This is a genomic window from Schlesneria sphaerica (assembly GCF_044336245.1).
In the GTDB taxonomy this organism is placed as follows: Bacteria; Planctomycetota; Planctomycetia; order Planctomycetales; family Planctomycetaceae; genus Schlesneria; species Schlesneria sphaerica.
The window spans coordinates 1,774,977-1,794,072 of record NZ_CP172346.1; the positions used below are offsets into that span (position 1 = coordinate 1,774,977).

The window sequence follows — 19,096 nt, forward strand, 5'->3', positions numbered from 1 at the left end:
GACGCTGTTCCAGATGTTCTACGACTGTGGGTGTTGTCGACTGAATCCTATTCGACCTTCGGCGTCGGGTATGACCTGAAGACGCATTCAACCGGGCGAGTACCGAGTTTAACCAGGATTGCAGAATCATATGAAAACCTTCTAAGCGCAATGCGATACTGTTAGATGCGTACAGATGGCCCGCGACTTGAACCGAAGTTCGAGCTTGGTCGAAAGCGAAAGCGTTCGTGACAGAAGAAGTGAATGTTCAGTGACCTCGTTTACACGCTCGACGTACAGATGGGTTGAATGCAATTCGCAAATGTCCGCGAGACGCTGAACAGGCATCAAGGTCGGCATCCGAAAAGATTACGCAGCTTGCCAGAGCGGTTGCAAGCGCCGATTTATCTGAATTTTCCAATTGCCCGAATTTTGACAGCGTCGGTTACGCTCACTGTTCGACTGACATGTGTGCCAGCAGAGAGCGGTCGGGAACCGAGGGGTAATTAAAGGGTCTCGGTTGCGTGACCGCATCGATTTTGTCAGCCTGCTGATGAACACTTAGCGGCCCATAAAACTGAAAAGACAGACGATGCCAGCAGACCGCACCATTGACCTCATTGTGCTTGCAACTTACCTGGTGGGAGTGGTGGGGTTCGGGTGCTGGTTCGCCAGAAGAAGCGGGTCATCTGAACAATTCATGTCGGCTGGTCGCTCCATCCCCGGTTGGGCCGTCGGCATGTCGATTGTCGGCTCCTACATCAGCAGCATCAGCTTTATCGCCAACCCAGGCAAGGCATACCAGGGGAACTGGAATGCATTCGTCCTCGCAGTGACAATGCCTCTTGCCGCATGGATCTCAGTCAAATACTTCGTCCCGTTCTACCGGCGAAGCGGCCAGTTGTCGGCCTACGAACATTTCGAAGCACGATTCGGCCCGTGGGCACGAACATACGGTGTCGTTTGTTTCCTGCTGACTCAGTTCGCGCGGCTGGGAATGATCCTCTACCTGCTGGCACTGGCACTGGCGCCACTGATCGGGCTGGAAGTATCGACGATCATTATCATCAGCGGCATCGCAATCACCATTTACCCGTTGTTCGGTGGCACAGAAGGGGTCATCTGGACCGGCGTCGTTCAGTCATGCGTGCTGGTCGCCGGAGTCGCCCTATGCGGACTGGCTGTCGTCATGCAAATCAGCGGAGGACTGCCTGAACTGTTCCAAGTCGCGGTGGCCAATCATAAGTTCAGCCTGGGAGACATGGACCTGGGAGTGACCCAGTCCACATTCTGGGTGATGGTGCTATTCGGACTCGTCACACACTTACAGAACTTCGGCATTGATCAGGGTTACATCCAGCGGTATGCGACAGCGAAATCCGATGAAGACGCAGCACGGAGCGTCTGGATGGGGGGCCTTTGCTTTATTCCCCTCAGCGCGGCATTCTTCTTTATCGGGACGGCACTCTTCGTACTTTACCAGCAACGCCCATCCGACTTGCCGCCGAACATCAAGCCCGACGCTGTCTTCCCGCACTTCATCGGCTCGCAACTCCCCCCCGGCGTGATGGGGCTCGTCCTGGCGGCAATCTTCTCAGCCGCAATGGACTCGAATCTGAACTGCTGTGCGACGCTGTATCTCTGCGATATTCACCGTCGCTACATTCACCCGGATGCTGGCGAGAAAGAGTCGATGCGCGTTCTCCATTATTCAACGCTGATTATGGGAATGCTCAGCATCTGCGCAGCCCTGGCCATGGTCGGACGCCAGCGGAACGCGCTGGACGTCTGGTGGAAACTATCGGGAATATTCAGCGGCGGACTACTGGGCCTCTTCCTGCTCGGGTTGCTCTCACGACGAGCGAACTCGCGTCATGCTGCGATCGCCGTAACAGCAGGAGTCATCGTCATCGTCTGGATGACGGTAACCCCCATGGCCAGCGGCTATCTCAGCTCACAGGGATTAGGCTGGTTTGTCAGCCCTTTCAACGACAACCTGATCATTGTCGTGGGAGCACTAACGATTTTGCTGATTGGACTGACTGCAAGCCGGCTGGCCGAACGGCAAACTCGTGAAGTTCGGATCGATCCACTTCCAGAAAGTGTCATTGACCAGGAACTCTCCACGTGAACCTGCTCCTCTGTCGATAAAATGAACTTTGCAAAGTCAGCGTTAAGCTTCTGCCTCGTCCCGTCCACAGACTTGAGTTCCGTTCATTTTGGAGTCGCTCGTAATGCCTTCCGTTCCTTCCACTCCTGCTTTCCCGAAACCAATTCGCGGCATCGTGCCTCCCGTAGTGACTCCGCTCATTGGACGCGACGATCTGGATCACGCTGGACTGGAACGTCTGCTCAACCATCAAATCGACGCCGGGGTCGCGGGGTTATTCATCCTGGGCACGACAGGCGAAGGTCCCAGTCTTTCGTACCGGCTCCGCTATGAACTGGTCGAACGCACATGCGAAATTGTCGCCGGGCGTGTGCCGGTGCTCGTCGGAATCACCGACACATCTCTCGTCGAAGCCCTTGAACTGGCGACGTATTCTCATGGCGTCGGCGCCGCTGCGGTTGTCGCGGCACCACCTTACTATTTTTCAGTCGAGCAATCGCACGTCAGCCGCTTTATCTCGGAACTGGCCGACGATTCTCCGCTTCCACTGTTCGTCTACAACATGCCTTCCTGCGTGAAGCTGTCCCTGACGTTCGAGACCGTCCGACAACTGGCCGACCACAAGAACATTTGTGGTGTGAAGGACAGCTCAGGCGACATCGAGGCCTTCCGCAAACTGCTGGAACTGCGGTCCGTCCGCCCCGACTGGACATTCCTGATGGGCCCTGAACACCTGACCGCCGAATCCGTCCTTATGGGGGGAGATGGAGGGGTCAATGGGGGTGCCAATCTGTATCCAAGATTGTTCGTCGAACTCTTCCAGGCGGCAGACGGAAAAAACCACGCGGAAATCAATCGCCTGCAAAAGCTGGTCATGGAACTGGGAAACCTTTACGGCATCGCTGGCGAAGGCCCATCCGGATATCTGTCGGGCCTGAAGTGCGCCCTGTCAGTCGCGGGAATCTGTTCCGAGCAACTTGCTCCCCCATTCAGCACTGTCACCGCATCAGATCGGTCAAAAATTTCTGACTTACTGGCGTCGGTCGGCCCACAGCTCCCTGTTCAGCACGCAGCCGCCCGCGTGGCCAACTGACATTCGTCACATCAGTGCCGTAGCCCCCCAGCCCTCAACGGATCCATCAGGGTACCGCGAGAGATCATGCGTCAGCGACTGATCTCTCGCGAAGGACCAGTCGCATCGGATATGGCGGTGAAAGGGGGCTTTCGGCACGCGGGAGAGTGGTCAGGCTGGGGGAAGATCACTAGGATTCGCTAGTGAGCAAACGCGGAGACTGCTCTGCGAATTTCTGACCTTCAGCCAAAAGTTTTCCGATGTCCGAAAAGACCCTCATTCGTGTTGGACACAGTCCTGACCCTGACGACGCGTTCATGTTTTATGCGCTCGCCAATGACAAGATCGACACAGGCAACTACAGGTTCACTCACGAGCTTCAGGATATCCAGACGCTGAATGAGCGAGCTCTTCGAGGTGAGCTGGAGCTGACTGCCGTCAGTCTGCATGGCTACGCCTACATGACCCAGACCTACGCACTTTGTGCGTGTGGCTGCAGCATGGGTGACAACTACGGCCCCATGATCGTCGCGAAGCAGCCAGGAAGCCTGAACGACTTCCGTGGCAAAACCATCGCGATCCCCGGCAAGCTGACGACTGCCTATCTGGCACTTCGCCTCGCTCTGGGAGACGACTTCAAGGCGGTCGTTTACCCCTTCGACGAGATTCTCAAAGTAACCAGCGAAGGCAAGGTTGACGCCGGACTGATCATTCACGAAGGCCAGCTGACGTACCAGAACGATGGCCTGCACCTGATCGTTGACCTCGGCAAGTGGTGGATGAACGAAACACAGCTTCCTCTGCCCCTGGGTGGCAACGCCATCCGACGTGACCTTGGTCCGAAGGCGATGGTTGAAGTAACTGCGCTGCTGAAGCAAAGCATCCAGTATGCCCTCGACCACCGTGCAGACGCGCTGGCATACGCACTTCAATTCGGTCGCGACCTGGATCGAAGTCAGGCCGACAAATTTGTCGGGATGTACGTCAATGACTGGACGATCGACTTCGGCGAGCGAGGTCGCAAAGCTGTTTCGCTTCTGCTTGAACGAGCGTATCAGGCGAAGATCGTTCCCGAACCCGTTCAGCTTGAGTTCATCGGCTGACACACACGAACAGGCAAGGTGAGGCTCGATGGAAACCCCGGCCTCACCTTGCTGCAAAGGCGACCATCACCGCGAATACGCCCCTCGCAGGAGTGCTGGCACGCAGGCCGTATGTGGAAGCATTCACGCCAAAGTTCTCGTAGCGTTACGCAAGGCCATCGCCCGCTGATACCAGAGCGGACGACTTGTCAGACTGATCAGGCCCCATGAGTTGAAGCAAAGGATGATCAATGCCTGACTTCACCGATGAGGAACTGCTTGCCTACGCTGACGAACGCCTCTCCTCCGAGCGATCTGCCGAGATCGAACGCGCCTTGCGCAATGAGCGACTGATTCAGGACCGATTCGTCACGCTCCTTTCCGAGCGAGACCAAGGGCAGACCAGCGTCGGGGAAATCTGGCGACACGGGAGTTTAAGTTGCCCCTCGAGATCGGTTTGGGGAGCGTTTGTCACGGGAAGACTTGGGGACGGACTTACCCAATACCTCAAGTTCCATGTTGAAGTCATCGGCTGCCGCTCGTGTGCCGCCAATCTGGCTGACCTGAGTCATCACGCCCACTCCCCTGAAAGCGAACGCCGCACGCGCAAGATCTTTCAGTCTTCCGCCGAGCACCTTCCGCAGTAGAAGACTGCGGAGACACAACTGCTGCCCCCTCGAGAACGTCACTGGAGTCGCCGGGGACAGTCGGAGCCATTCAACCTCGCGCGGCTTTCATTGGTTGACCTACGCGCCGGCCCCCGCCCAGCACAGACTTGATCGAAGGTGCCTGCGAGCCGAATCCGCGTCACCATAAAGCAGAAAGGTGCTTGCGAAAGTTCGCAAGCACCTTTCTGAATTCAGCGTGCCGGTCACTGGCACATTCTCATGTGATCCGCCTGCAATCGCTGCGCAGCCTGTACGCGGCAGCAACCATGCAGACCTGCATCTGCGAGAATTAGCGAGACATGAAAGCGATCACGCGACCGATTTCAATCGGAGGTACAGTCGCATCGCCGGCGGTAGGCAGAGCCTGAACGCGGGCTTCCAAGTCCTTGGAATCGAACGAGACCCAGTCAACTGACTGACGAGAGGAGTTGTCGACGATTTCGCGGTACAACTTCTTAACGTTTGGTCGGTTGCGGAGAGTGATCACATCGCCTGGGGAAACGAAGATCGAGGGCTTGTCGATCGTCTTTCCGTTGAGCTGGAAGTGTCGGTGAACGATCCCCTGACGTGCCTGCAGACGAGTGGTCGTAAAACCAGCCCGGCGGACAACGTTATCGAGACGGCGTTCGCACATCACCAGCAGAATATCGCCGGTGTTACCCTTCTGGGCACGTGCCTTGGCGAAATAGCGACGCAGCTGAGCTTCGCGCATCCCGTAGTGGTACTTGATCTTCTGCTTATCAGCGAGAGCCAGACCGTAGGTGGACAATTTACGGCGACGCTCGGCCATCCCAGGAGGATTCGGACGCTTTTCCAAAGCCTTTGCAGCTCCGGCGTTCTCAAACACCATCGCCCCCAACCGGCGATTAACTCGTCCCTTGGGACCCGAATACCGACCCATGCAAATCACTCCCGTGCAGTCGACCTGCGTCTACCCATAATTACTGAAACCTAAATCGAAGAGAGGAATAATGGCAAGTCCTCACACTTCCGTCAACAGTGCCGAAATGATTGATTACTTCGGCGTCTGTCTCGTCGAGACAGAATCGGAAAGCGGAGGTCTCTCTTCGGACGACGCATCGGACTGACCCGACTGCAATAGCGTGACTCCGCGGTGGATCTCGCTACTGCGTTACCGGTTTAGGTCCAATGGCCCGCGTTCCCTTGCCGTGGCGGGCCTTCAGATCGAAGAGTCCGAAGATCTCGGATGCATTCATGCTCAGCGAGACGTTCGTATCATCCCCCTCACCGAGAATCGCAGCGAACAGCTCACGTTTCTCGGTCAGGACTTTGTCAATTCTCTCTTCGATCGTGTCCTTCGAGATGAATCGTGTCACGATCACCTGGCTTTTGCAACCGATCCGGTGAGCTCGATTAATCGCCTGGTCTTCAATTGCCGGGTTCCACCACCGGTCAAACAGGAAGACATACCCGGCAAACTGCAGATTCAGTCCCACAGCCCCCGTCCCGTAACTCATCATCAACAGATGGGCATCCGGATCCTCTTTGAACCTGGCCAGAATCGGTTCCCGCTGTTTGTGGGGAATTCCGCCGTGATAGACGAGTGCACCATACTTTTCCATCGGCTTGGCGAGCCAATCGATCACCTTCGTCCACTGACTGAAGAGAATCGCCTTGCCACCACTGGCAGCGATTTCTTCCATATCCGCTTCAAGCCGCTCCAGCTTTGAGCTCTCGCCAGTCAGCGGGTCAAAGTTCGTAATCTGCTTCAGCCGCAGCACCAGTTCAAAGACGTGTTGTACCGTGATCGAATCACCCAGTTCATTCAGGTGAATGACTCCCTCTTTTTCTGCCATTTCATACGCATGTTTCTGGGCAGGAAGGAGTTCGAGGTAGGCATCGCGGTCCAACCGCGGCGGCATATCCTTCATCACCAGATTCTTGGTTCGGCGCAAGATGAACTGCTTCGCCAGAGACTGAAGCTGCCGCAGGTCAGGCGTCGCATTGGGAGGAACCACCTCGAGAAACTCGTAGAGTGCTCCCAACTCTTCCGGTCGATTTTCAATCGGCGTTCCGGTCAATGCCCAGCTTCGGCGGCGGGGAAGTGCCCGCGCAGTCACTGCGGTACGCGAAGTTCGGTTCTTGATTCGCTGAGCTTCGTCCAGCACGATCAAATCAAACTTGGGAAATTCACCTTCGCCAAATGCCGCGAAGTCGCGAACCAGTGACTCGTAATTCGCAATCAACACCGGGACGCCAGGCATCGTCCAGGTCAATTTGCGCCGCTCACTGTCCCCTTCGACCACGACAAACGGCAGTTCTTCGGCCCAGGTCTGGAACTCTCGCTGCCAGTTCGGGAGCAGAGGTTTGGGGCAAACAAGCAGCACCCGTCGGGCCTGTCCACTGCGGACCAGCAACCGGATTGCCGTGATGGTCTGCATGGTCTTGCCGAGTCCCATTTCATCCGCCAGCAGTGCAGATGAATGAGAAAAGAGCCAGCCAATTCCCTCATACTGATAGGGGAATGGCTCGAACGGCATAATCAGTTCCTGACCGGCCAGCCACGTCTGCAGAGGAGGTTGCAGCAGATAGAAGAGTCGGTCTTCTACCGACAATGCATCGTCAGGTGGCTTGATCCGCGTGACGGCTTTTTTCTCGGGAACCTCGTTCAAACCATCGACGAGTGACGCAAGGGTCGGCGGTTCGTAGTCGGGCATGATCTCGATGGGGGGCGGCCCCAACGGTTCCTCGGGATTCTTACCCTTATTCTGCGCCGCAGCGTCGGCCTTCTGCTTTTCCAGCAGTGAGGCCCCTTCAGGGAACTGAATTCCAAAGGTTGCGACACGTTGCCGCGTGGGCTTCCAGGCCGGCATCAGCGCGGGAGGTTTCGGCATCCCCTGCGGCTCAACCTCGACCGAAGCCCAGCGTCGCATTGCGACATTCTGGCCCGAAGAATGAATATCCGCGCGCAATTTGAGTGGCACGGATTCCACTGCAACATCGCTGAGAAGTTCGTCCAGCGAATCCTGCGAGGCATCCCCCAGTTCCTGCGCGTCAATGGCCTTGAGCGGCGTCCAGTGGGGCCCCTGAAGTGACCCCGATTTTGCTCGCCGTACTTTTGACGCCAGCTCGCTGTCGGCTTTGAGATCGTCCCTGATCAATGCGTCCTCCGATGCGATCTGATTGTCCATCACCTGCGTGAATCAGGCTCTCGTCTTTTCCGAGAATACCGTCCATCTCAGCAGCTTAGGCAATCCCCGCTGCTTCTCATATCCCGATCAGTCGGACCATCCCCTCTTCAGAACAACCATCCCGTCAGGCGGGTCGTGCGAGACTGAGTCGAAGGGTTTCGACCAAGGCTTCACGGACACGCTCGAAGGGTTCACGAAGATCTGCATCACCGGGAACCAGCTTCGAATAGTTCTCGACCTCGGTCCTGTCCTCGGGATGGGATGCATGAAATGCGATCAATTCTTTGCCTAGCCGCAAGGACCCGGAGGCATCTCCACCATCCTCACCATTCCCCCTGTTCTTTGCTATTTCACTGGACTTTGAGTCCGGAGAAGTCGTCGGCAGGCTGGCGACAGGAAGTGATGTAACACTTCTCAGATCGAGCAGATCGGAAGTCTCAACCATGATCAAATGCGGTTTAACCCCGACCTTTTCCAGTAGGGTGCGCCCAATCAGCTCTCCCAAAACGTAAGGTCTCAGGGTGGGGCCATAAAGAATCTGCTGGGTCCGATTTGGTTTCACGGGCGAGGTGCATTGGAATTCCAGAGGACGACCAAACCGATTCGTGATCAGCAGTCCGCCGACGTATCCTCGTTCCTCGTCCTCAACCGCTGTCAGGAAGCCCAACCGAAACTGGTCGTGATTCCCGTTCGACATGCATATTTCCTTAACGTTTTTCAGAGTTTTGCCCGGCAGTCCCCCGCAAGGGTGATTGCCACATCTCGGGTGACTTTCCATTGATCGTCGGTTCGTCGGTGCGACTTGAATGTCAGAATTCCCACGTCCGAGCATCAACGATCGGGGCTGCGCGCTCTGGTGAAAATGCGTAAAGACGGGAACCTTTCCAAGTTTTATTGGCTGCGACTCAGTCGCTTGGAACGGTTTTGCCAGTCAGAGACATCATCGTCGTTCCACTCCTCGCGGCGCGGGGCTGCCAGAACTTGAGCCACCGAGGTGCACGCTCACTCAACAGAGCAACAATCAACCACCAGGATCCGGCAACCAGTCCCAGCACCACCAACACGCCGCCGATGGCCGAATTCAACATGCGGGCCTTCAATTCCTCCACGGGACGCAGAGCCACGTCCTTGCGTTCCTGTACGACCGCGGCCCATTTTGTGTTTCCCACCGGGCTGAACGCGGCCAGCCATTCCCCTCCATAGGTATCCGGGTCAAACTGATGAACAGGATCGATATAGTGTCGCGTCCGGTCATATTCTCCTTTTGCGACGCTGGGATCCCCCTTCTTGTTCTGTCGAATCAGTTCCTCCAGATTCTCCAGAACTTCATCATCGACGATTCCCTTCAATCGGAGCTTCCGGAAATCGGCTTCGCTGATCTGCCCCAGTTGCGAGTCATCCATCCAGCTATGGGCAAGTAACTGCCAATGACGCTCGCCGTCCAGATCCCCCCCATCGACGATGGCCAGTTTGCGATTCACCCCGTCCGAAATCTGGGTCTGCCAGTTCCGCTGATAGTCCTTAATCAGACTCCCCAGTGTCAGGGTACGACAGAGCACCCCGATCACGTCTTCCGACTTTTGAGGATCGAACACGGGCACCGATAGCGCGACGACATAGAGTTCGTTCGACGCAGATTTGAACGGAATGGAGATCCGACACGTCCGGATCGCGTGGATATCCACGGGAACTTCGTTGCGCGGCCAGTCATTGCCACTGCCGTGAAAGAAATCGCGCCAAGCCATGTTTTCATCCTGCATCTGACTGGCGGGCGATCTCCAGCGCTGGATCCCGCTCGCGTCCAGCAGGAACCAGCTTGAGTCCTGGACGCGGCTTAACTCTTTCGACCGCTCATCGTTTTCCCGCTTCAGTCGATCGAGGTGGTCAATCAGTGGTTTCCGCTGCGCGATGGGAAGCACGGCGAGGCTGGCAATCTCCTCCCGCAATCGCGTGTCGGCGGCCAGAGTCTCGAGCTCATGCCGCCGGTCTTCCAGTTCACGATTGATGCTGTCAGCCAGCAGATTTGCCGATAGAACATCACTTTCAAGCGCCCGGCGGATCAGATTGTCCTGAGTTGTCCGCACGGCATCATTCATCGTGTCCATTGCCAGTGGAGCGATACTCAACAGCAGCAGCAATGGCAGGATCAGCCCCAACAGAATCAATGGTCGCCGGGCACGGAATCGCTCACGGCTGACCAGTTTATCCAGCACCGCCTGAGCATTCGGGAAACGCTTTGCAGGATCGGCAGCGAGGCAGCGATCTACAATCTCACACAACTGCTGGTCGATGCCGAAAACGCTGCGGTGACTGGTCGGTCTGGCATCGGAACGAACGATTTGCCGGTAAATAGAGAGTCGTTCTTCGAGTGTCCCTGCGGAACTCAATCGTCGCTCGGTCTCTTCTGTCCGATGGGGCGGGGTGCCGGTGAGCATGTTAAAAATGAGTGCCCCCAGCGCGTAAACGTCCCAGCGAGCGTCCGGAACGGCCTTCAGATCCGCCTGCTCCGGAGCCATGTAGAAGAGCGTTCCCAAGGAATGGCTATGTTCGTCCGCCAGACGCGATTGGCCGAAGTCACACAGGCGAGGTTCGAAGTCCTGGTCCAGCAGGATATTCGCCGGCTTGAGGTCACAATGCAGAATCCCGCTTCCATGAGCGTGCACCAGCGCCTGGCAGACGCGTGTGGCTATTCGGACAGCGTCCGCAACAGCGAGAGGGCCGACAGCCAGTCGAGCAGCCAGCGAACCGTTTTCGAGGTACTCCATCACATAATACGGGGGATCATGATCCCATCCGACAGCCAGCAAACCGACGATATTTCGCGAAGTGTACAGCACCGCCAGCTTTTCGACTTCACGTCCCAGCAGCGACCAGTCGACACCACGGCGGTGGGTGTAAAACTTGATCGCCACGTGCTTTCCCGTATTCTGTTCGCGGGCCAGCCAGACGGAGCCATACTTTCCTTCGCCGATCGGCTTGAGAATCCGGTAACCAGGCACGACGGAGGGGGCCTCCCCCGCCAATCCGCTCAGATCAAGAGATTTCTGGATCGACTCGGCGTCTTGATTCAGCGTATCGCTCAACACTTCGTGCGAAGCGATCTCTGTCGTCAATTGAGACCTGACCTGATCCACCACGCTCCAAAACCCTCTGGCAGTATTCGATTCGAACCCCGGAAGGATCAGCCTCCATCCGGAATAACGATACACCACATGGTGCTCCCACGTCGAGATCCCCGATGTCACGTTGTTCGTCCCTGAGGGTCACCCGGACGTCATGCCGGGAAAGTTCGCTCAATTCCACTTTCCAGATCGGGACATGTTTCGAGGAACGTTGGAAGCTCCCTGGGTCACGCGGTCCGCATCAGCAGGACTTCTTTCAACGATTGCGCTCACGACACACACAGTTCAATCGACCTTGCCTCACTGGAATGCTGACTCGATTTATTCTCCTCTCCTTTCTCAGATTTGCCTAGCCTACAGCGCATCTGAAAACATAATGGTCTTTTAAAAGGTGGTCCGGAGCCAGGTAATTCCAACAATTCTTTGCACCAGATTGAACAGCAATCGTACAGTCCCAGAACTTGGCAACTGAGACGCAAGAAAGCACATGGAGTAACGCCACTTGAATCTTAGTTTAAATATTCATTCCTGAATTTCGCGCCGTCCAATAATCCCCCTTTACATCGTGCTATCACGAAGCCAGGAAAAATAATTCTCTAAATACCAGTTGCGAGAAACCCCTCGACGCAAGTACTATGAAGCCGCCCATCTCTGGAGTCATCTTTGCACGCAATTGTTACGAGTCGCGAATTCTTCAAAGGTTGTCGTGAACGACAGCTCCGGCTCGCTTTGTTGATCGTGGCAGGACTCTGCTCTGCAGTTCTGCTTGCTCCTGGTCAAGCAGAAGCAACTTGCGGTGACTATCTCCGTCACCATGCCGAATTTGATGGGGCTGAGTTTCAAAGCCAACTCGCGAAATGGCATTCGTCTTCAACGAACCTGCCCGCATCTCCATTGAAGAGAAAACCTTGTAATGGCCCCTCGTGCCAACAAGGGCCTCAAGAGGCTCCGCTGCACTCTCCTGTTGCAGTCCCTGAGCTTCAAGAACGCTGGATCTGGATGTTTCAGACCATTCTTCCCACGCCTGCACTGCTGAAGCATCGCGCCCCGGCGTCAGAGTCCGTCCACGCGTTGGAATTCGTTTCCCGCTTGGATCGCCCGCCCAAATTCTCAACATGGCGGTAGAAAACGAGCGTTAGACTCGCAACAAGTGCACATTCGATCTCCTTCTTCTTTCAGGAGGAAGGACCAGCACTTGTGCTCAACTCATCGGCCCCATTGGTACTAATGGTTCCAGTTTGCTTGTACCCCCAATTCCGCGACTCCATTGCGGAACAGGGTAAGGCAAGCGACTTCTCTCCACCAAATTCGATGCCGTTTTACGAACCAGTACGCGCACGCGGGCGCCTCTGGCGTTCCGAATGGAATTCCATCAGCGAATTCTCATTAACACGGATTTGAAAACGGCTTGGGGGCAGATCGAGTAAGCGGACAGCGAGTCAAGCGCAGCCGATGCGGACGTCACTGCGATGACGACAGACGACTTGCGCCTTCATCATAGGTAATTCTTCGACTGCGGGATCTGCTCATTGCAGACAAGCCGCTGCGGGGACTTGTTAATGCCTGCGTCTTACATATAGCGTCGTTGTTCTACAGCTGATTCGTTTATCTACTTCATCCTACATAATCCAGCAGGCATGCCATGACAGTTATGGCATGTTCTGGAGACTCACGGCTATATCCTGACGACCTGAGCTTAGTTCTTAAGTGTCACATTCTTGCAGGTCATCAATCAGCATAGCGATACGGTCATCTGATCTCGAATTCAATGATCTGGTCTACTGGCATCGACCAGTCGCATTTCCTTCCCATCATCTTTGGAGACTTGGCCATGAAGAATGATCGTCGAAAAGCATTCACCCTGATTGAGCTGCTGGTGGTCATCGCCATCATCGCAGTCTTGATTGCACTGTTACTACCGGCAGTCCAACAAGCTCGCGAAGCAGCACGTCGAACACAGTGCCGTAACAATCTCAAACAGCTCGGACTCGCGTTTCACAATTATCATGACACCTACAACAAGTTTCCCGCCGACGGGATCTGGACTCTGAACGGTGACCAGTCTAACCGGCAGCCCAGAAATTACAGTTGGGTTTGCGCGGTCCTGCCGTACGTCGATCAGGCTCCGCTTTACAACATGATCAACTTCAGTCTGCCCGCACTGGGGCAGAATCTGGGTGGCAAGCCTCTCGAGACGATTCAGTTACAGGCACTGCTGTGCCCATCCGATATCGGATATTTGCCGAGTCCACCCCACAATGGCTTGTCGTACGGCTCATATGCCGTTTCTCAAGGGTGGGACTGGTGGTCGAGAAACGAAGATACCCGCCTTGCGGGCGTTTTCATGCACAAGACGCACTTCTCGATCCGTGACATCGTTGACGGAACATCGAACACGATTGCGGCAGCAGAAACCGATTCGAGCAGCAACACAGGCTCGCAATTCGGTGGCCAGGGCCGAAAGCGAGTCGCTGGCGAGCGTGTATTCCGTACCCAACTGCTGGCGACACAAACCAACTGCGACAGTATGTCAGTCGGCGGGATCAGTCCTGGAATTCCGAATAACACCACCCTCTTTCCAGACGGTACTACCGCTGCCTGCGGTTCCAGAGACTGGTGGAAAGCAGGTCCCTACGCATTTTCGCCGACCTACATTGCTGCTTATGCAGCCAACTCGGAATGGCCTGGGCCCAGCAGTTTCCATGTCAGCGGAATCCACGTTCTGATGGCAGACGGTTCGGTCCGGTTTACTTCCAACAGTCTGATGCACGATGGGAACTGGACGTTGTCGCTCTGGCAAGCCTTGCATTCGATCGCCGGGGCCAACGCTCAAGTTAGCATCGGCGAGTTCTAAAGGCTGATCACGGTCGATTCTGTCATTTTCACTCTCACCACGATGGACGCCAGAAGGCTCGATTTCATTCTGAGCGTCCATCGGGGTGCTGGCGATGAATAAATCCATCGCTTTGCGGCAGGACATTGCTCCTGCCATCGGCACTCTGGTGCTGTTAAGTCAATAAACTCGCCTGGAGCATTTCCAGGCACTGTATGACGGGAGAGATTCAGTTCATGGTGAAAAATTGGAAATACGCTGGATTGGCGGTCCTGTGTTTTAGCCTTTCCGGCTGCGGCGGCGGACCAGCTCAATTGCCAGTTGTGACGGTCCCTGCCAAGTTGGTGCTTGATGATAAGCCCTATGGTCCTGCAACGCTGAGTCTGTCAGCAGCCAGCCCGGATTCAAAAATTCCCCCTGCAACCGGAACCGTCGCTTCCGATGGAAGCGTCGATCTGAAGAGCTATCCGAACAAACCGGGAATTGTCCCCGGCGAATACGTCGTCCTGCTGCTACCCGACCCCATGAAGATCGGGACCAGTCCGACGGCGGACAGTGTGAAAGTCACGGTCAGCAAATCGGCCGATCCTGTGGAAATCAAAATGACTTCGAAGAAAGTTCGCACGGGAGCACCTCTGGGAGGAGGGAAATAGTTCCAATCGATCGGCAATAGAATACGGAGTTTTGTCGACGGGACAGATTTTCTGAATCTGCTCGGGCAAGGCGATCGACGATCGTCAGCGCTCAATCTATGGAGAGCCTCTCAGCAACCAACTGAGAGGCTCTCCTGCTTTCTATTCATGTCTCATTGCCGCAAAGCTTATTCGCCTCCGCAACCGGATAGCGGTCTCGAGCCCTTCAAGCTGTACTCAGTCGAAAACCGCGCTGACACTAGTCCCCGTCACGTCATGCCCGTCTGCTTGAAATGATCGCTCGCCTGTGAGCTCGGCGATCCGATCGGAACTCTTCACGGAACGTAAGGAAGGGCGGCACGTCGTTTGCAAAATTGAGTGGGTAGACGTTCGCGGTTTGCAGCCGTGACAACCTACCATTCGATGACCAAATTCAAGGAGAAAGCAAAATGGCTAACTCACTCAAGGAAAAAGCGGTTGAAGCGGGACAGGCTGTGGCAGACGTGGCCAAACGCGCCGGTGAGCAGATCGCTCAAGGGGCCGAGAACGCCGTGGGTTATGTGAAATCGGCGACGGGGATGGGCCAATCCCAGTGTTGCGAGAGCTATTCCCAGATCAAAGACCACATGTCCGTCGTCGCCTCGTGCGGCAAGAAGGTGGGGGTCGTCGATCACGTTGAGGGAAACGGGATCAAACTGACCAGAAACCACAGCTCCGATGGGCAGCATCACTACATCCCCGCTTCGTGGGTCGATCACGTCGACAGCGAAGTCCATCTGAATAAGAACTCGATGGAAACAGAGAGTTCCTGGAAGTCAGACGCGGCCAGCTGCGGTTGCAGTCACTGAACAATTTCCTGACAGAACTCACAGAGCAAGGGGATCCGCACCACAAGGTCGGGTCCCCCTTGCTCTTTTTCCGGGCTACGACTGCGGCTCTTCGCCCACCACGCAACGACGGACGCTTGACTGCCGGAGGACTAACCGCGTTCCCCACTCGGATGAAGTGACAACGCTCCACGGCGATTCCGTAGACCGAACAACGCTGGACGTGTGGCAGATTGGCTTCAGACCGATCACGCTGTCATTTCTCAACACATTCCTCGCGCTCGCTGGCTCGATCTCCACAGAACATTCATCCAAGCCCCACAGACCTATCGTCTCCGCAGACTTTAAACCTCCTTCAGCTCAGCAGTTGCCGGAGAGTCGGATCTCGACGCCTTGCGACGTCGCCGTTTCTGTTATGATGCACGATTCCAGGAATTGGCCGACGGGTCGCGGACACGAGAGGGGTCCCGCCATCGGCAGCGCATTGAACGGAGTGATTGTGACAAGGACGACCGACGAGTCTGACGGATTCCTCGATTCACTGCTTTCCAAGCTCAACCCACAGCAACGGGCAGCGGCCACGCATGGGCAAAGCCCCCTGTTGATCATCGCCGGTGCGGGGACGGGCAAAACTACGACTCTGGCTCACCGGGTTGCGTGTCTGATTGCCCGGGGAATTGACCCAGGTCGAATCCTGTTGCTGACGTTCACGCGTCGCGCCGCAGCCGAGATGCTGAGGCGCGTTGATTCGCTGCTGCTGCAACAGCAAAAACCTGATCGAGCCCAGGGAACACCAACGAAGGCCGCTGCACGTGGGGTCTGGGGCGGAACGTTTCACGCCGTCGGGACACGACTCCTCAGGCAGCATGGCAAGCTGATAGGACTCAGCCCCGAATTCACGGTCATCGATCGAAGTGACGCCGAAGATCTACTGAACATCCTTCGTACGGAACTTGAGCTGACCAGGACGGACAAGCGGTTTCCCCTGAAGGGAACCTGCCTCGACATCTACAGCCGTGTCGTCAACACCCAGCGTCCGCTCGAACAAATCCTGAAGGAATCGTTTCCCTGGGTCACCGATCAACTTGAGGGTCTGAAAAAGCTGTTTTCTGCCTATTCCGATCGCAAGGAACAACAGCAGACACTGGACTACGATGACCTGTTGCTGTTCTGGCACAGCCTGATTGCAGAGCCCGCGTGCAGTGAGGTCATTCGCCAGAAGTTCGACTGTGTTCTTGTGGATGAGTATCAGGATACAAACACTCTTCAGGCCGAGATTGTCAGTGGGCTTTGTCCCGACGGAATTGGCCTCACCGCTGTTGGTGATGACGCTCAGTCGGTCTATGGATTTCGCGCCGCCACCGTCAGAAACATTCTCGACTTTCCCCAGCAGTTTCCCAACACGACGGTACTGCCTTTAGAACAGAACTATCGATCGACTCAACCGATTCTCGAAGCAACAAACCGGATCATCGCCCTCGCGGCAGAAGGACATCGCAAGACGCTCTGGTCGAAGCGAGTGGAAGGATGCAAACCAAACTACGTTTCCTGTCTTGATGAGGATGAGCAGTCCAACTACGTCATCGAGCAGATCCTTTCGTTGCGAGAGCAGGGGGTCGAACTGAAACAGCAGGCCGTCCTGTTTCGCGCGGCGCATCACAGCCTGGGGCTGGAACTGGAACTGGCCCGACGGAATATTCCTTTTCACAAATTCGGAGGCCTGAAGTTTGTCGAAGCGGCTCACATCAAAGATGTCCTGGCGTTTTTGAGAGTCGCCGAAAATCCTCGCGATGCTGTGTCCACACTGAGAATCCTGTTGCTGCTTCCCGGAATCGGTTCGAAGAAAGCGTCGCAACTGATTGAGCAACTGGTTGCCCAGCAGGGACGTTTTGAAGCGTGGAGCGACTTTAAGCCACCGGCGGCCACATCGACACATTGGCCACTGTTCATCGCCTTACTCAGGATCCTGTCAGGGCGGACAACAAAACCCCTGGAACTTGCTTCGCAGATTCATCACATCCGGACGTTCTACGCGCCGCTGCTGGAACAGAAGTACGACGACGCCTTCGTGCGGGCGCGGGACATTGAACAGATCGAGCAGATGGCTGCACGGTTTGAGTCCCGTTCCCAGTTTCTGAACGATCTGACGCTGGATCCTCCCAGTTCCACGCAGGATTTTGCGGTCGATCCGCTACTCGACGAAGACTACCTCACACTCAGTACCATCCATTCCGCCAAGGGGCTCGAGTGGGAATCGGTCTTCGTGCTGCATGCGGCCGATGGCAATATACCATCGGACATGGCGACAAAATCCACCGAGGAAATTGAAGAAGAACGTAGACTGTTTTATGTCGCTCTGACGCGTGCGAGGTCAAACCTCTACGTACTGCATCCGCAGCGCTACTATTTTCATTCGCACTTCAAAAGTGATCGCCATTCGTACTCACAGCGAACGCGGTTCCTGCCGGATGAAGTCATGGAATACTTCGATCGCGTCCAACTCAATACGCGCCCCCCCGCGTCAAGCGGATACGAGACGGCGACTGGGGTGACCACGGCGGATGTCCGGAAGCGAATTGGCAAGATGTGGGAATAGCCTCCATCCCCGAATGAGATCTCCTACCTCACAATACCGTTCGCCCTGTTGCGATTTCGCAGCAACGAGGACGCAGCAGTAACGGGGACGCGTCAGTTGCAGAGCGAACTCCCACCGAATCCCGAGCAAGGGGGACAGCCCCAGCATTCCCAGGGCCGACCTCACTGAAGGGGGCCGGTCCCCTTCATACCAAGGTTCCGAATCGCCCCGCACACCAGATCAAACGTTCCTGATCCGGTAAATTCCACCGCGAAGTCTCACCTTAAAAAATTCCCTCAAATTCCTGGAGCCACTGTCGAATCGGTCCGTTTCGTTCGACAAGATTCCGGAGAGCCGATCGGGTTCAAATCGACTCTCCAATAATCGTGACGGAAATGGATCTTGAGCCCGCACTTGTCGACGAGCAGACAGCCCGTGCCACGATCGAATTTCTGTCTCTGAGGTATGTCTTTCGGTGGGGCAGTCGTCCAAATCCATGGAGAAACAACGTGACAGCAGCAGCAGTGAAGAATCGGGTTTGCCTGTGGTTCAACGGTACAGCAGAAGAGGCAGCTCGCTTTTACGCAAAAACATTCCCTGAATCGACTGTCGGCAAGGTCACGCGTGCTCCGGCCGACTATCCGTCAGGAAAGGCCGGCGATGTCCTGACGGTGGAATTCACGGTTCTCGGCATTCCCTGCCTGGGTCTGAACGGTGGGCCGGGTATTTCACACTCGATGGCATTCTCATTCCAGGTAATGACCGAGGACCAGGCAGAGACGGATCGCTACTGGAATGCCATCATCAATAACGGTGGCGAAGAGAGTCAGTGTGGCTGGTGCAAGGATCAGTGGGGATTGTCCTGGCAAATTACACCGCAGATCCTGATGCAGGCGGTTACCCATCCCGATCCGGCCATCGCCCAGCGAGCGTTCAATGCAATGATGCCCATGAGGAAAATCGACGTTGCCACCATCAAGGCGGCGATCGACGGCGGAAAGTGAGTCTCGCAACCCGATCGGCCGTCGCACTTCATCTCGTCGC

General features: G+C 55.8%; 13 protein-coding genes. 9 read left to right on the forward strand and 4 right to left on the reverse strand.

Translation table 11 applies throughout. The annotated features are described in order from the left end of the window. Nucleotides 1-571: 571 nt before the first annotated feature. The 4 genes from ACGY09_RS06550 to ACGY09_RS06565 all read left to right on the forward strand — a co-directional run bounded on the left by ACGY09_RS06550 (nt 572) and on the right by ACGY09_RS06565 (nt 4,890). Nucleotides 572-2,110 (forward strand): sodium:solute symporter, encoded by a 1,539-nt coding sequence (locus ACGY09_RS06550; protein WP_397570941.1) that lies wholly within the window; start codon nt 572-574, stop codon nt 2,108-2,110. A 103-nt stretch (nt 2,111-2,213) separates the two neighbouring features. Beyond that, complete coding sequence (locus ACGY09_RS06555) at nt 2,214-3,182, forward strand: dihydrodipicolinate synthase family protein (protein WP_397570942.1); 969 nt, start codon at nt 2,214-2,216, stop codon at nt 3,180-3,182. A gap of 239 nt (nt 3,183-3,421) precedes the next feature. Continuing rightward, nucleotides 3,422-4,264, forward strand: a complete 843-nt coding sequence (locus tag ACGY09_RS06560) for a menaquinone biosynthesis family protein (RefSeq protein WP_397570943.1) — start codon at nt 3,422-3,424, stop codon at nt 4,262-4,264. Between the two features lie 230 nt (nt 4,265-4,494). After that, nucleotides 4,495-4,890, forward strand: coding sequence for a hypothetical protein (locus ACGY09_RS06565; protein ID WP_397570944.1), 396 nt, complete (start codon nt 4,495-4,497; stop codon nt 4,888-4,890). Between the two features lie 310 nt (nt 4,891-5,200). On the opposite strand, the gene rpsD is transcribed toward ACGY09_RS06565, so the two are convergent. The 4 genes from rpsD to ACGY09_RS06585 form a co-directional block, all read right to left on the reverse strand. Beyond that, nucleotides 5,201-5,812, reverse strand: coding sequence for a 30S ribosomal protein S4 (rpsD, locus tag ACGY09_RS06570; protein WP_373651068.1), 612 nt, complete (start codon nt 5,810-5,812; stop codon nt 5,201-5,203). Nucleotides 5,813-6,035: 223 nt separating this feature from the next. After that, nucleotides 6,036-8,063 carry a DEAD/DEAH box helicase gene (locus ACGY09_RS06575; RefSeq protein WP_397570945.1) on the reverse strand — a complete coding sequence of 676 codons (2,028 nt, stop codon included), beginning with the start codon at nt 8,061-8,063 and terminating at the stop codon, nt 6,036-6,038. Between the two features lie 124 nt (nt 8,064-8,187). Beyond that, nucleotides 8,188-8,760 carry a hypothetical protein gene (locus tag ACGY09_RS06580; RefSeq protein WP_397570946.1) on the reverse strand — a complete coding sequence of 191 codons (573 nt, stop codon included), beginning with the start codon at nt 8,758-8,760 and terminating at the stop codon, nt 8,188-8,190. A gap of 208 nt (nt 8,761-8,968) precedes the next feature. Then, nucleotides 8,969-11,200 (reverse strand): serine/threonine protein kinase, encoded by a 2,232-nt coding sequence (locus ACGY09_RS06585; RefSeq protein ID WP_397570947.1) that lies wholly within the window; start codon nt 11,198-11,200, stop codon nt 8,969-8,971. 1,816 nt (nt 11,201-13,016) lie between these two features. On the opposite strand from ACGY09_RS06585, the gene ACGY09_RS06590 reads away from it, so the two are divergent. The 5 genes from ACGY09_RS06590 (at nt 13,017) to ACGY09_RS06610 (ending at nt 19,056) form a co-directional block, all read left to right on the forward strand. After that, entirely contained in the window at nt 13,017-14,039 is a 1,023-nt protein-coding gene (locus ACGY09_RS06590) for a DUF1559 domain-containing protein (RefSeq protein WP_373651064.1), read from the forward strand. A 215-nt stretch (nt 14,040-14,254) separates the two neighbouring features. Beyond that, entirely contained in the window at nt 14,255-14,671 is a 417-nt protein-coding gene (locus tag ACGY09_RS06595) for a hypothetical protein (RefSeq protein ID WP_397570948.1), read from the forward strand. 428 nt (nt 14,672-15,099) lie between these two features. Beyond that, the gene (locus ACGY09_RS06600) at nt 15,100-15,498 is read left to right on the forward strand and encodes a DUF2171 domain-containing protein (protein ID WP_373651062.1); all 399 of its coding nucleotides are present in this window, start codon (nt 15,100-15,102) and stop codon (nt 15,496-15,498) included. A 478-nt stretch (nt 15,499-15,976) separates the two neighbouring features. Next, nucleotides 15,977-18,073, forward strand: a complete 2,097-nt coding sequence (locus ACGY09_RS06605) for an ATP-dependent helicase (protein WP_397570949.1) — start codon at nt 15,977-15,979, stop codon at nt 18,071-18,073. 488 nt (nt 18,074-18,561) lie between these two features. After that, nucleotides 18,562-19,056, forward strand: coding sequence for a VOC family protein (locus ACGY09_RS06610; RefSeq protein ID WP_397570950.1), 495 nt, complete (start codon nt 18,562-18,564; stop codon nt 19,054-19,056). The last annotated feature ends 40 nt before the right edge of the window (nt 19,057-19,096 follow it).

Bases quoted from the DNA above. Each gene is read 5' to 3' on its own strand.
- ACGY09_RS06580 (WP_397570946.1), bottom strand. From the start codon at position 8,760: ATGTCGAACGGGAATCACGACCAGTTTCGGTTGGGCTTCCTGACAGCG.
- ACGY09_RS06575 (WP_397570945.1), bottom strand. From the start codon at position 8,063: ATGGACAATCAGATCGCATCGGAGGACGCATTGATCAGGGACGATCTC.
- ACGY09_RS06560 (WP_397570943.1), top strand. From the start codon at position 3,422: ATGTCCGAAAAGACCCTCATTCGTGTTGGACACAGTCCTGACCCTGAC.
- ACGY09_RS06555 (WP_397570942.1), top strand. From the start codon at position 2,214: ATGCCTTCCGTTCCTTCCACTCCTGCTTTCCCGAAACCAATTCGCGGC.
- ACGY09_RS06590 (WP_373651064.1), top strand. From the start codon at position 13,017: ATGAAGAATGATCGTCGAAAAGCATTCACCCTGATTGAGCTGCTGGTG.
- rpsD (WP_373651068.1), bottom strand. From the start codon at position 5,812: ATGGGTCGGTATTCGGGTCCCAAGGGACGAGTTAATCGCCGGTTGGGG.
- ACGY09_RS06600 (WP_373651062.1), top strand. From the start codon at position 15,100: ATGGCTAACTCACTCAAGGAAAAAGCGGTTGAAGCGGGACAGGCTGTG.
- ACGY09_RS06550 (WP_397570941.1), top strand. From the start codon at position 572: ATGCCAGCAGACCGCACCATTGACCTCATTGTGCTTGCAACTTACCTG.
- ACGY09_RS06595 (WP_397570948.1), top strand. From the start codon at position 14,255: ATGGTGAAAAATTGGAAATACGCTGGATTGGCGGTCCTGTGTTTTAGC.
- ACGY09_RS06565 (WP_397570944.1), top strand. From the start codon at position 4,495: ATGCCTGACTTCACCGATGAGGAACTGCTTGCCTACGCTGACGAACGC.